Annotated in this window: 12 protein-coding genes; 2 read left to right on the top strand and 10 right to left on the bottom strand. The window is 65.0% G+C overall.

Annotation, left to right across the window (positions count from 1 at the left end; genetic code table 11):
- Nucleotides 1-51: 51 nt before the first annotated feature.
- Nucleotides 52-531 (bottom strand): MarR family winged helix-turn-helix transcriptional regulator, encoded by a 480-nt coding sequence (locus tag VGV07_RS00140; RefSeq protein WP_326866635.1) that lies wholly within the window; start codon nt 529-531, stop codon nt 52-54.
- A 109-nt stretch (nt 532-640) separates the two neighbouring features.
- On the opposite strand from VGV07_RS00140, the gene VGV07_RS00135 reads away from it, so the two are divergent.
- Both VGV07_RS00135 and VGV07_RS00130 read left to right on the top strand, forming a co-directional pair.
- Nucleotides 641-1,900 (top strand): HlyD family secretion protein, encoded by a 1,260-nt coding sequence (locus tag VGV07_RS00135; protein ID WP_326866634.1) that lies wholly within the window; start codon nt 641-643, stop codon nt 1,898-1,900.
- Between the two features lie 10 nt (nt 1,901-1,910).
- Nucleotides 1,911-2,954: an FUSC family protein gene (locus tag VGV07_RS00130; RefSeq protein ID WP_326866633.1), complete on the top strand. Its 1,044-nt coding sequence runs from the start codon at nt 1,911-1,913 to the stop codon at nt 2,952-2,954.
- A 27-nt stretch (nt 2,955-2,981) separates the two neighbouring features.
- On the opposite strand, the gene VGV07_RS00125 is transcribed toward VGV07_RS00130, so the two are convergent.
- The 9 genes from VGV07_RS00125 to VGV07_RS00085 all read right to left on the bottom strand — a co-directional run bounded on the left by VGV07_RS00125 (nt 2,982) and on the right by VGV07_RS00085 (nt 13,299).
- A complete protein-coding gene (locus VGV07_RS00125; protein WP_326866632.1) occupies nt 2,982-3,419 on the bottom strand; it encodes an endonuclease domain-containing protein in 438 nt (145 codons plus the stop codon).
- A gap of 94 nt (nt 3,420-3,513) precedes the next feature.
- Nucleotides 3,514-5,886: an aldehyde dehydrogenase family protein gene (locus tag VGV07_RS00120; RefSeq protein WP_326866631.1), complete on the bottom strand. Its 2,373-nt coding sequence runs from the start codon at nt 5,884-5,886 to the stop codon at nt 3,514-3,516.
- 236 nt (nt 5,887-6,122) lie between these two features.
- On the bottom strand, nt 6,123-7,145 hold the full coding sequence (deoC, locus tag VGV07_RS00115; RefSeq protein WP_326866630.1) for a deoxyribose-phosphate aldolase: 1,023 nt from the start codon (nt 7,143-7,145) through the stop codon (nt 6,123-6,125).
- A gap of 60 nt (nt 7,146-7,205) precedes the next feature.
- Nucleotides 7,206-7,613: a cytidine deaminase gene (locus VGV07_RS00110; RefSeq protein WP_326866629.1), complete on the bottom strand. Its 408-nt coding sequence runs from the start codon at nt 7,611-7,613 to the stop codon at nt 7,206-7,208.
- 142 nt (nt 7,614-7,755) lie between these two features.
- Entirely contained in the window at nt 7,756-8,721 is a 966-nt protein-coding gene (locus VGV07_RS00105) for an ABC transporter permease (RefSeq protein WP_326866628.1), read from the bottom strand.
- Nucleotides 8,722-8,724: 3 nt separating this feature from the next.
- Complete coding sequence (locus tag VGV07_RS00100; RefSeq protein WP_326866627.1) at nt 8,725-9,861, bottom strand: ABC transporter permease; 1,137 nt, start codon at nt 9,859-9,861, stop codon at nt 8,725-8,727.
- Nucleotides 9,858-11,414 carry an ABC transporter ATP-binding protein gene (locus VGV07_RS00095; RefSeq protein ID WP_326866666.1) on the bottom strand — a complete coding sequence of 519 codons (1,557 nt, stop codon included), beginning with the start codon at nt 11,412-11,414 and terminating at the stop codon, nt 9,858-9,860. Before VGV07_RS00095 ends, VGV07_RS00100 begins: the two co-directional genes overlap by 4 nt.
- Nucleotides 11,415-11,503: 89 nt before the next feature.
- Nucleotides 11,504-12,508: a BMP family ABC transporter substrate-binding protein gene (locus VGV07_RS00090; RefSeq protein WP_326866626.1), complete on the bottom strand. Its 1,005-nt coding sequence runs from the start codon at nt 12,506-12,508 to the stop codon at nt 11,504-11,506.
- Nucleotides 12,509-12,837: 329 nt separating this feature from the next.
- Entirely contained in the window at nt 12,838-13,299 is a 462-nt protein-coding gene (locus VGV07_RS00085; RefSeq protein WP_326866625.1) for a CoxG family protein, read from the bottom strand.
- Between the last annotated feature and the right edge of the window lie 293 nt (nt 13,300-13,592).

Raw genomic sequence — 13,592 nt, 5'->3', positions numbered from 1 at the left:
AGCAGAAGCTCACCGCGAAGCGCTCCCTCTGTCGTTTGGCTCGTTTCCGCCCTAATCACCCGTCGTTGCAGGCGTCCCCTTGTCGAGCCGGCTTTGGCGCAGAGTATCGCGGGTGTTGGCCAGCATGTCGCCGATGAAACGGCGGACGATCGCCAGTTCGGCCTCGGAATAGGACGCGATCACCGGCTGGTTCATCCGCAGCACGTAATCCCGCAGCTGCAGGAGGCCCGATTCCTCGGTGGCAGGGCCGAGCATGATCAGCACTCCACGCCGGTCCGTCGGATGCGGATGGCGCTCGATGAAGCGGGCGGCCTCGAGCCGGTTGAGCATGATGGCGGTAGCGCCGGTGGTGAGCCCGAGGTGCTGGGAGATGGCCTTGGGGGTCGCCTGGCCGCCGGACGAGCGCACGAAGAACAGGCACATCAGATCGGTGTGGTTGATGCCGGCCCGCTCAGCCAGCCAGCGGTAGACGTGCGTTACCTCGGCAGTCAGTTCCCGCAGCAGCTCGTCCATCTCGGGCTTTCGTTCCAAGCTCACATTCCTCACGCGCAATATAGCTATGCAACATAGTATCTTTGTTGCAAAGTGAAATAGGCCGCCTTAGATGGAGATCAAACGAACGCAGCCAATGGAGCGGACTATGGCACAGGCACAAGCGACGATGGACCACAAAGACGCGATGAGCGCGGACAAGGCCGAGCTTCTGGCGATCGGACGGGCCGCGAACCACGCCAAGCTGGTAAGCATTCCGTTGGAGCGGGGGACGGAGCCCGCACCGGCTCCCCTGCCCGCCGCTCTGACGGCGGACGCGACGACCGCGCCGACCGAGGCGCCGAACAAGAGCCGCAGGAAGGCGAAATTGTTCGGCATGGGCCTGCTGCTGGCGCTGGGCGGCGTGGTCGCGTGGTACCCGCTGGCCGACCATTATGCGCCATTCGCCTCAGGCGCCTCGATCACCGCTCAGGTGACGCAGTTGGCGCCGCGCGTCGCAGGACCGGTGAAGCATGTGCTGATCGCCGACAATGCCGAGGTGAAGGCAGGACAACCGCTGTTCGAGATCGACGACACGACGTTCCGTCTGGACGTGGCGCAGGCCCGGGGCCAGCTCGACCAGGCGATGAACAGCGTGACCTCAGGCGTGGCGGCAGTACCGGCAGCCGAAGCCAAACTGGCGCAGACCGAGGTCGCCCTGACCATCGCGCAGCAGGAACTGGAGCGCGCGACGCAGCTATTCGACAAGGGGCTGCTGTCGCAGGCGAAATTCAATACGGCAGACGCCAATGCCAGGACAGCGGCGCTCAACGTCGAGGCGGCGAAAGCCGACCTCAAGCGGGTCCAGGCGTCGGCCAGCACGGCGGACGCCAACAACCCCAATGTGCGCGCGGCACAGGCGGCCGTCGACAAGGCTGAGTTCGCCCTCGCCAACACCGCAGTGGTGGCCCCAGCCGACGGCTATGTGTCCAACCTGTCGCTGGCGGAAGGGCAGTTCGTGGCCGCCGGCACACCGGCGCTGACCTTCATCAACCCCAAGACGCAGATGGTGATTGCCGATTTCCGCGAGAACCAACTGGTCAACGTACAGCCCGGCGACAAGGCCGTGGTGATGTTCGAGGCCGCGCCAGGCAAGCAGTTCGAGGCGAGCGTCGAGAGCATCGCCTGGGGCATCAACAGCGGCCGCACCACGGCCAATGGCCTCGCCCAGTCGTCGAACGATACCCGCTGGTTTCCGCCGGCCCGCAAGATCCCGGTCCGCGTCACCATCGACGACATGAGTGCGCTCCCCGGCAATGTGCGGCTCGGCTCGGAAGCAAGCGTGCTGATCGTGCCGGATGACGGCATCGTGCCGGCCATCGCCCGCGGGCTGATGGGCTTCAGCGGCCTGCTGTCGGGCCTCAACTGAGGAGGTTGAGATGGAAGAGCTGACGCGCGTCGACCCCAATGAAGATCCGTACCTGGCGCTGCGCACGGCGCTGGCCGTGGCCATCTGCGTCATCCTCGCCGATCCGCTCGGCGTCACCCAGCCGATGATGCCGGTGGTGCTGGGGATGAGCCTGCTGTCGAACCAGCGCGGCGTCCTCAACGTGCGCTCGTTCATGGGCCCGATCATGCTGCCGGTCATGGCCTTCGTGTTCAGCTGGCTGGCGGCAGCGACGGTGAGCGAGCCGATGCTGTTCGTCATCGTCAACGTCGCCCTGGCCGCGGCGGGAATCGGGCTGATGCTGTTCAAAGGCTCGCGCCTCGGCGTCATGCTGACGGTGTTCCCCGCCATGATGTCGATGTCGGTGCTCTATAGCGACCAGGCGCTGGTGGCGATCCGCGACTCGATGGCGACGGGCGGGCTGATCGTCGGGGTCACCACAGTGGTGCTCAACCTGCTGTTCCCGCCGCAGACGGCCCGTGTCCACGCCGAACAGCCCAGGCCGTTCGAGACGGAAAACCCCATCGCCGAACTGCTGATCCGGCTGGCGGTCTATGTGCCGATCATGATCGCCACCTATGCGGCCGGCGACATGAACCTGCTCATCGTGCCGATCATGCTGGCCTTCATCTGCGCCGGGCCGGATCGCGGCGGGCGGCTGCAGCAGCTGGTCGACCGCGGCGGCGGCACCATTGTCGGCGCAGTCGTGGCGGTGGGCGCCATGGCCGTCTACTACCTGGTGCCGCAGTTTCCGGTGCTGGTGGCACTGATCGCGCTGATCACTTTCGTGCTGATCGACAAGATGACAACCGGCGAAGGCCGGCCGCTCTACTACCAGTACATCTGCTCGGTGGCGCTGGTGATGCTGCTGTCGGCGACCTTCGGCGCGCGTGACGCCTTTGAAGTGGTGGTGCAGCGCGTGGTGCTGACATCAGGCGCGATGGTCGGGGCGATCGCGCTGTTGTCGCTGCTGGAGGCGGTGTTCATACCGCGGAAGGGGATTGCAGCCACTCCTTCGGCCGCCGGTGCAGCCTGACCCCCTGTCATCACTCATGCAAGCTTACTAGCTGGTGCGGTCGGACAGGTCCTTGAGCCCGGTGCGCTGCCTTCGCAGTCGGGGCCTCCCTCCCCCTTCTGAGGGGGAGGGGTCGGGGGTGGGGGTCAGTGAGGGCACATGGGCTAGTGCTTGAGCAATGACCTCGTACACCCCCTCTGCGTTGTCCATGATCTCATTGTTCCACAGGCGCAGGACCCGGAAGCCTCGGGAGCGGAGGAAGGCATCGCGCTCACGATCGTACTCCACCTGATGCGCGTGCGTTTCGCCATCGGCTTCGATGATTAGCTTGCCGTGGATGCAGGCGAAATCGGCGTAGTACGAACCGATCGGGTATTGGCGCCGGAAATGGTAACCACGTTCCCGGAAGCTGTGCAGGATCGCCCAGAGCCGACGCTCGGGCGTGGTGGGATCACGGCGGAGCTGGCGCGCGCGTATTGTGCTCATGCTCTGGCTCCGGCGCTGGCCGACCCCCACCCCTGTCCCCTCCCCCTAAGAATGGGGAGGGAGACGCCCACACAACTGCCGGTGCGCCACACAATTAAGCCCCGTACGGGATCCAGACGTTCTTCACTTGCGTCGCACGCTTCAGGAAATACTCGCCCTCGAACTTCGCCTTGTCGCTCAGATCGTAGTAGAGGCCGCGGCTGGTCCAGGTTTGCTTGACGTTGCCGGCCGAGGCCTTTTCGACCATGGCGGAGGTTTCGGCGTCGCCGGCGAACCAGATGGCGTCGATGCCGTCGTGCTCGGCGAGCGTCCTGGCCAGCACCTTGCTCTCCCCAGTGACGATGTTGAGGACGCCCGCGGGTACGTCGGAGGTTTCGAGCACCTGGTAGAAGTCGGTCATCGACAGCGGCGACTTTTCGCTGGGGACCAGCACCACGGTGTTGCCCATGGCGAGGGCCGGGGCGACCAGCGCGATGGAGCCGAGCAGCGGCCGCGACGGCGGCGCGAGAATGGCCATGGCGCCGAGCGCCTCGACCATGGCGGTCGCCACCATGCGCTGCGGCGGGTTGTGCACGGCGCCATCATATTTGTCGGCCCAGCCGGCGAAGGCGAAAAGACGCTCGACGCTCGCAGCGACTTCGGCGGCGCCGTCCTCGCCGGTCTGCGCCTTGATGCGGGCGGCGAATTCGTCGGCCCGGTATTCGAGGTTCTCGGCGAGGAAATAGAGGATCTGCGCCCGGTTGTGGGCGGAGGTGGTGGCCCAGCCGAGCGCGGCGCGTGCCGCCTCCACCGCGTTGCGGATATCCTTGCGATTGCCGTCGCCGACTTCGCCGACCAGCGCACCGGAGGGGCCGTGGACGGGGCGAGAGTAGCCGCTGTCGGGCCGCGCCTGCTTGCCGGCGATGTACATCTTGGCGGTCTGGTCTATCCCCGCCTCGTCATCGAGCGGGTTGGCCGACTTGCCGGCCTTGGACGCCGCGGCGACGAACGGCTTCAGCTCCTTCTCCCACTTTGCCTTCAGATAGGAGACCATGCCTTCCCTGCCGCCTTCGCGGCCAAAGCCGCTCTCCTTGTAACCGCCGAAGCCGACTGCGGCGTCAAAATTGTTGGTCGAGTTGATCCACACCACGCCGGCCTTGAGCTTGGGCGCGATATCGAGAGCGAGGTTGACGTTCTCGGTCCAGATGGTCGCGGCAAGGCCGTAGCGAGTGTTATTGGCGAGTGCCACCGCTTCCTCGGGAGTGCGGAAGCTCATCTCGACCAGCACCGGCCCGAAAATTTCCTCGTTGGCGACGGTGTTGGCGGTCGACACGTTGGTGATCAGGGTCGGCTTGATGAAGCAGCCGCCGCCCGGCACATCGATATCGGGCTCGTAGAGCTGGCCGCCCTCGGCGACACCTCTCTTGACCAGGTCGCGGACCCGCTCGACCTGCACCGGGGCGACGAGTGCGCCGATGTCGACGGCCTTGTCGAGCGGATCGCCGACCCGCAACGTCGACATGCGCTTCTTCAGCTTTTCGAGGAAGCGCTCCTCGATCGATTCCTGCACGAGGAGGCGCGAACCGGCGCAACACACCTGGCCCTGGTTGAACCAGATGGCGTCGACCAGGCCCTCGATGGCCGAGTCGATATCGGCATCGTCGAAGACGATGTAGGGCGACTTGCCGCCGAGTTCGAGGCTGAGCCCCTTGCCGGTGCCGGCGGTGGCGCGGCGAATGATCTTGCCCACCTCGGTCGAGCCGGTGAAGGCGATCTTGTCGATATCGGGGTGACCGGTAATGGCGGCGCCGGTGTCGCCCTCGCCGGTGACGATGTTGACGACGCCCTTGGGCAGCTTCGCCTTGTCGCAGATCTCGGCGAACAGCAGCGCGGTGAGCGAGGTGAACTCGGCGGGCTTCAGCACCACGGTGTTGCCGGCGGCGAGTGCCGGGGCGATCTTCCAAGCCAGCATCAGCAGCGGAAAATTCCACGGAATGATCTGGCCGCAGACGCCATAGGGCACGTGATCGGGGAATTCGCGCTCAAGGTGCTGGGCCCAGCCGGCGTGGTGGTAGAAATGCCGCGCGACGAGCGGGATATCGACGTCGCGGCTTTCACGGATCGGCTTGCCGTTGTCCATGGTTTCGAGCACGGCGAAGAGGCGGGAATGCTTCTGGATCAGCCGGGCGATGGCATAGAGGTATTTGCCGCGCTGGTAGCCGGAAAGCGCCGACCACGGCTTGAACGCAGCACGGGCAGCTTTCACCGCGGCGTTGACGTCGTCGGCCGTACCGTCGGTGACCTGCGCGAGGATCTTGCCGTTGGCCGGGTTTTCGCTCGCAAAGATCTTGCCGGGCTTGGTCCATTTGCCATCGATGAAGTGGCCGAACTTGTTGTCGTGCGCGGCAAGCCAGGCCAGCGCGACATCGGCGGACTCGGGGGCCGGGCCGTAATCGAGGGAGGTGAAGATGTCGGCGATTTTGTTCATTTCATTCTCCCGAGGGACGTTGCCCTGCTAGTGTCCGTCGCTATGGCTCCGGACGCTCGGCTCTGCCAAGCGACCCCTCAACCGCCCCGCAGAGACGGCCTTTGGCCGTCTGCTGCTTGCGGGCGCCTTCTCCCACAGGGGGGGAAGGCAATAGAATCGAGGCCCCTCAGTCGGGCCTTCTCCCCTTGTGGGAGAAGGTGGCCAACGGCCGGATGAGGGGTCGGGGAGCCACAGGCCTAGACCATCGGCATCCGGTAGTCGGCGGCGTAGTGCCCGGTCAGCGTATGCTCGAGCTGGCGCTCGATGTCGGTGAGCAGGCTCGAGGCGCCGAAGCGGAACAGGTGCGGCTGCAGCCAGTGGGTGCCGAGCTCTTCCTTGATCAGCGCCATGTAGTCGAGCGACAGTTTGGCCGTGGCAATGCCGCCGGCCGGCTTGTAACCGATCTCGATGCCGGTTTCCTCATGGAACCAGCGGATCATCCGCACCATCGACAGCGAGGTCTGGAGGTTGGCGTTGACCTTTTCCTTGCCGGTCGAGGTTTTTATGAAATCGGCGCCGGCCAGCATGCAGACCAGCGAGGCCTTGGCGACATTGGTCTGCGTCGCCAGCTCGCCGGTGCCGAGGATGGTCTTGATATGCGCGTCGCCACAGGCTTTCCGCATGGCTTTGACTTCGTCGTAGAGCGCCTGCCAGTCGCCACGCAGCACCATGCCGCGCTCGATGACGATATCGATCTCGTTGGCGCCGTCGGCCACCGACGCTTCGATCTCGGCGAGGCGGGTCGAGAGCGGCGCGAGGCCGTGCGGGAACGCGGTGCTCACCGCCGCGACATTGATGCCGGTGCCCTTGAGCGCATCGACCGCAGTCTTGACGAAGGAGTGGTAGACACAGACGGCGGCAGGTTTCACGTCGAGGTCGGCGACGCCGAGGCCGTCGATGATATCCTGCCGGACCGGATGGCGGGCCTTGGCGCATAGCCGCTCGACGCGCCCGGGGGTATCGTCGGAGTTCAGCGTCGTCAGGTCCATCAGGGTGATGGCTTTGAGCAGCCAGGCGGCCTGGAAATCCTTCTTCACCGTACGGCGTGCCGGCAGCGTCGCGGCGCGGCGCTCGAGCGCCGAGCGGTTCATGCGCACGCGTTCGACCCAATCGAGATCGAGCGGGAAGCCGGGATTGCGCCGATGCGAGGCTGCGGCCTCGACGGGCTTCTTCTTTGCAAGCTTGGGCTCGGCCGGTTGATCGACGACGCGAAGTTCCATGGTGGCCTCCTTGCCTGAAACGGTCTTACGCCGGTTTTGCGGCAGATTTCATGCGGGGCATTATCGGCCCAAAAACTCGGGTCCGAAAGAGTGCGGCAGCAGTTGTGCGATGGTCTGCTCCAGCGGGATGCCGTCGATGCCGTGCGAGACGACGACCACGTCCTGGTCGGCGAACTCGCGGATGCGCTGGCGGCAGCCGCCGCAGGGGGTGACGGGCGTCGTGCCCGGCCCTGTGGTGTAGACGCGTTTTATGCGCTTGGCCCCGCCGGCGAGCATGGCGGCGATGGCCGAGGGCTCGGCGCAATTGCCGACCGGATAGGCGGCGTTCTCGACATTACAGCCAACATAGATCTTGCCGTCATCGGCGAGAATGGCGGTGCCCACGTGGAAGTTCGAATAGGGGGCATAGGCCTTGGCCCGCACGGCTTCGGCGGCAGCGAGGAGTTGCGGGTCAAGCGGATGGGGCATGGCTCAAATCTCTCGGCTCCCCTCCCCCTTGAGGGGAGGGGCGGGGGGTGGGGGTGGCGAGGGACGCTGGTGCTGACTGCACCACCCCCTCCCTCAATCCCTCCCCTCAAGGGGGAGGGATGCGATGACTTCGAGGTCATCGCTAACGTTCTTTCGTGTAAGCCACGCCACCGGCCCTGGGGCCCACGGCCTTGCCGATGAAGCCGGCGAGCAGGATTACCGTCAGCAGGTAGGGCAGCGCCTGGATGGCCTGCACCGGCACGCCGATGCCGAAGATCTCGGCGCCCTGCAGGCGGATCTGCAACGCATCGAGGAAGCCGAACAACAGGCAGGTGAACATTGCCGGCACCGGCTTCCACTTGGCAAAGATCAGTGCTGCGAGCGCGATGAAGCCCTTGCCCGCAGTCATATTGTTGCCGAAGCCGGAGCCCTGGGCGATCGAGAAGAACGCCCCGGCAAGGCCGCACAGCAGCCCGGTGATCAGCACCGCCTGGTAGCGCAGCTTGGTGACCGAGATGCCGGCGGTGTCTACCGCCTTGGGGTTCTCGCCGACGGCGCGGAGGCGCAGCCCGAAGCGGGTGCGATAGAGCACCCACCAGGTGATCGGCACGGCGAGGAAGGCGGCATAGACCAGAATGTTGTGGCCCGAGATCAGCTCGGAATAGATCTGGCCGATGATCGGCACGCCGGCCAGCTCACCGGCGAAGGGCAGGTCGATATTCTGGAAGCGCCCGCTCACCGGCAGCTGCGGGGTGCGACCGCCCTGCCCGAACCACTGGATGCCGAGGAAGGTGGTGAGGCCGGCCGCCAGCATGTTGATGGCGACACCAGCGATCAGTTGGTTGCCGCGCAAGGTGATGGCGGCGGCGCCCTGGAGGCCCGCTGTCGTAACGGAAACCGCAATGCCGGCGAGCAGCCCAAGCCAGACATTGGCGGTGACAGCAGCCACCGCAGCGGCGGCGAAGGCCGAGGCCAGCATCTTGCCCTCGAGGCCGATGTCGAACACCCCGGCCCGCTCGGAATAGAGCCCGGCGAGGCAGGCGAGCAGCAGCGGCGTCGACAGGCGGAGCGTGGCATCGAGGGTGGAGAGAATGAGGCCGAGATCCATGGCTCAGCTCCCCGACTTGACGCTGTTGGCTTCGATGGCGGCGGCCTTCTGCCTGGGCGAGAGCGTCATGAACACACGCTGCAGGCCGGGGCGGAACAGCCCCTCCATGGCGCCGGTGAACAGGATGACCAGCGCCTGTATGACGACGACCATTTCCTTGCTCAACCCCGGGATGACGTATTGCAGCTCGTTGCCGCCCTGGTAGAGCGCCCCGAACAGCAGCGCGGCCAGGAGGATGCCGATCGGGTGGTTGCGCCCCATCAGCGCCACAGCGATGCCGACGAAGCCGGCATCGGCAACGTAATCGAGCACCAGCCGGTATTGCACGCCGACCACCTGATTGACTGCCACCATGCCAGCGAGCGCCCCCGACATGGTCATGACGATCATGATGATGCGGCTGTTAGACATGCCGGCATAGCGGGTGGCGGTCGGATTCTGGCCCAGCGCCCGCATCGCGAAGCCGAAGCGCGTATGCCAGATCAGGATGTAGGCCCCGACGAGGCAGATCAGCGCCAGCAGCAGCGTGAAGTTGACGTCGGTGTTCTTGAACCACGGGATGAAGGCGCCGAGTTTCGGCATGCGGCCTTCGGGGGCGATCATGGCGGATTCCGGCGCGAGGATGCCCGCCGGCTTCAACACGTTCACCACCATGTAGACCATGATCGCGGCAGCGATGAAGTTGAACATGATGGTGGTGATGACGACGTGCGAACCGCGCTTGGCCTGCAGCCAGCCCGGGATGAAACCCCATAACCCACCCACCGCCGCACCGGCGACGATGGCGATCGGGAAAGTGATCCACCACGGCAGGAACTGCAGCGGCAGCGCCACCGCGATGACGCCGAGGCCAGCGATATAGGCCTGGCCATTGCCGCCGATATTGAACAGCCCGGCATGCGCGGCCACCGCCACGGCGAGGCCGGTGAAGATGAAGTTGGTCGAGTAGTAGAGCGTGTAGCCGAAATTGTAGCCGTTGCCGAAGGCGCCGGTGACGATGGCGTTGAGCGCCGCCAGCGGATCCTGCCCGATGGCGAGGACGACGAGGCCGGACACGATGAAGGCCAGCGCCAGGTTGAGGATCGGCAGGAGGACCACGTCGGCCCAGCGCGGCAGCGGTTTGAGGATGGCGCTGCTCATGAGCCTTGTCCTTCGGCCGCGACGCGCGCCGGGGTTGCTTTCCTGTCGGTAACGCCGGCCATCATCAGGCCGAGCTCGCCTTCTGTCGCTGTGGCCGGATCGGCCTCACCGACGATGTGGCCGTCGAACATCACGAGGATGCGGTCGGCGAGCGAGCGGATCTCGTCGAGCTCTACCGAGACGACGAGGATCGCCTTGCCGGCGTCGCGCATCTTGATGATCTGGTTGTGAATGAACTCGATGGCGCCGATATCGACGCCGCGGGTCGGCTGACCGACAATCAGCACCTCCGGATTGCGCTCCATCTCGCGCGCCAGCACGATCTTCTGCTGGTTGCCGCCGGAGAAATTGGCGGTCTTCAGCCGCTCGTTGGCGGGGCGGATGTCGAACTTCTTGATGCGCTCGCGCGCCTGGGCCTGCGCTGCGGCGATATCGAGGATTACGCCCTTGCCATAGGCCGGGTCATCCTCGTAGCCGAGCATGGCGTTCTCCCACTCCTCGAAGGCAGTGATCAGCCCCATGCGCTGGCGATCTTCGGGCACGTGGGCAAGACCAGCCTTGCGGGCGCGATGAGCGCCATCGTCGCCCTGGAGCGACAGTGGCGTGCCCTTCAAACGAACGATGCCGCTCGCCTGGTCGCGCATGCCGGAAATGGATTCGAGCAGCTCGGACTGCCCGTTGCCGGCGACGCCGGCAATGCCGACGATCTCGCCGGCCCGCACGGTGAAGCTCACATCCTTAACGCGCGTGACGCCAAGATCGTCCTTGACCACGAGGTTCTCGACCGAGAGGTAGATGTCGCTCGGCTTGGCAGCGGTCTTTTCAACGCGCAACAAGACGTGGCGACCGACCATCAACTCGGCCAACTGCTCGGGGTTGGTCTCCGAGGTCTTGAGTGTATCCACCATGGCGCCCTGACGCATCACCGACACGTAGTCGGTGATGGCCATGATCTCGCGCAGCTTATGGGTGATGAGGATAATGGTCTTGCCCTGGTCGCGCAGGGTGCGGAGCACGCGGAACAGGTCGTCGGCCTCGGCCGGGGTGAGAACGCCGGTCGGCTCGTCGAGGATCAGCACGTCGGCGCCGCGATACAGGGCCTTCAGGATTTCAACGCGCTGCTGGGTGCCGACCGAAACGTCTTCGATGATGGCATCGGGATTGACGTCGAGGCGGTATTCCTTGGCCAGGCGCGTCAGTTCCTTGCGCGCGCGGTCGAGGCTGGGGCCCAGCATGGCGCTGTTCTCGGCGCCGAGCACGACGTTCTCGAGAATGGAGAAATTGTCGACCAGCATGAAGTGCTGGTGCACCATGCCGATCCCGAGCGCCAGCGCGTGGCGGCTGTCGGTGATGGCCTGCGGAGTACCGTTGACGCGGATTTCGCCGCTGTCGGCGGTGTAGAAGCCATAGAGGATGGACATCAGCGTCGACTTACCGGCGCCGTTTTCGCCGACGATGCCGTGTACTGTGCCGCGACGGACCTTGAGGTCGATATCCTTGTTGGCATGCACGGCGCCGAAGCGCTTGTTGATGCCGATCAGCTCGATGGCCAGATCGGAGCCTGCGGGCTCAAATGCAGCGGCCCCTTGGGACCGCTGCTGAGTGTCGCCGTTCTGCACGGGTTCGGTCACGCGAGGGGACCTTACGGGCAGGTGTTGTCGGCGGTGTAGTCGTGGACGGTGATCGCACCCGACTGGATGTCAGCCGAGAACTTGTCGACGGCGGTCTTGATGTCGTCGGTGATCAGCGCCTTGTTGTTGTCGTCGAGGGCATAGCCCACGCCCGATTCCTTGAGGCCGAGCACGGTGATGCCGGGCTTGAAGGTGGCGTCGTCGCCAGCTTCCTTCATCGCGGTGGTGACGGCGACATCGACGCGCTTCAGCATCGAGGTCAGCACCGAGCCGGGATGCAGGTAGTTCTGGTTGCTGTCGACGCCGATCGAGAACTTGCCCGCATCGGCGGCAGCCTGCAGCACGCCGAGGCCCGAGCCGCCGGCGGCAGCGAACACCACATCGGCGCCGGCATCGAACTGCGCCTTGGTCAGTTCACCCGCGGTGACCGGATCGTTCCAGGCGGCCGGGGTGGTGCCGGTGTAGTTCTCGATGACCTTGATGTCGGCCTTGGCGGCTTTGGCGCCCTGCTGGTAGCCGCAGTAGAACTTGTGGATGATCGGCACGTCCATGCCGCCCACGAAGCCCACGGTGCCGGTGGTCGACTTCAGCGCCGCAATGGCGCCGACGAGGAACGAGCCGGTATGTTCGTCGAAGATGATCGACTGCACGTTCGGCGCATCGACGACCGCATCGATGACCACGAAGTTGGTGTCCGGGAACTCGGCGGCGACGGTGGTGAGCGCGGTGCCCCACGAGAAGCCGGCCATCACGATCGGGTTGGCTCCCTGGGAAGCGAAGCGGCGGAGGGCCTGCTCGCGCTGGGCGTCGTTCTGCAGTTCAAGGTCGATGTAGCTGCCGCCCGATTCCTTCTTCCAGGCCTCGGCGCCGTTATAGGCCGCCTCGTTGAAGGATTTGTCGAACTTGCCGCCCAGGTCATAGATGACGGCCGGGTCGGCGAGAGCAGCACCAGCGGCGAGCACCGACAGCGCCACGCCGGTCGCAAGCGCAGTGATGCGCTTCGAAAAATAGTTCATGGATCAGTCTCCCTGTATCGCGTCCGGCAACGGCACATGCCGCCCTGACAGCCCGGCGCGTTGGGAGGAATACAATCCTGCAAACCGGCGCTCTGCAAGAGGGAGCTGCGCAAATTTTGACCAAGTGGGCAAAATTCGTGCGGAGAAGGTTTATGGCGGGCGGAGATTAGGAGTTCCCTAGTTGCGCGGCGGCGCACCGACACGCGATGTCATTCCCGCGAAGCGGGAACCCAGTGGGATGCCCCGGCACTGCTGACGATGAGAGATAGCACTGGCTCCCGGCCAGCGCGGGTGACGGCGGAGGTTGTGGCCAGCGCCGAAAACCGCCCCTACCCAGCGATCGGCTTCACCTCGACACCCATGGCTTCACCGAACTTCTCGAAGAAGCCGTCGATGAGTTTCTGGGCGGAATTGCCGATCAGCGACTTGCCGAGCTTCATGATGCCGCCATCGGCGCCGCCATTAGCGGTGAACACCAACCGGGTGTGCTCTCCGGCATCGGAGAGCACGATGTCGGCGGCGGCCTCGGCTTTCCCGAGGAGCCCACCACGACCCTTGCCGGCGAGGGTATAGCTCGCGGCGGGGATGATGTTTCGCAGTTCGAGGTCGCCGGTGAACACCGGTTGCATCAGGCCAAGGTTGACTTCGATCTCCAGTTCGAGCGTCGTCTCGCCGGTCCAGTCGATACGGCGGCAGCCGGGAATGATGGCCTTGAGCACCTGGGTGTCGTTGAGCGCCCGCCAGACCGCTTGCCGGGGCGCCGAAACGAGGTACTTGCCGCCGAATTCCATGCTGTCATTTCTCCGCCATTGTGCCGTTCCAGATGAAACTAGTGTCCGTCAGGCAGATGGACAACCGCAGCGGCGCTGCAACGGTTGCCGCAAACTTCTCGGCATGCCCTTTTCGTGAGGCTTTTAAGCACCATATCGCGCAAAACAGGCGCGGCCGATATAAGCAAGATTGGCAACTGACGCCGAGAACGTGAATCATGTCACCCCAAGGTGACCGATAGAGGGAAACGCATCCAAATGGCCACTGAAGTGATGGAAAAGCCCCTGCAGTATCTCGACAAGGCGATGGGGGC

The sequence above is a fragment of the Devosia sp. genome, from assembly GCF_035944845.1.
In the GTDB taxonomy this organism is placed as follows: domain Bacteria; phylum Pseudomonadota; class Alphaproteobacteria; order Rhizobiales; family Devosiaceae; genus Devosia_A.
The sequence above is the reverse complement of the archived record's forward strand: the minus strand, read 5'-3'. Positions and strand labels throughout refer to the sequence as shown.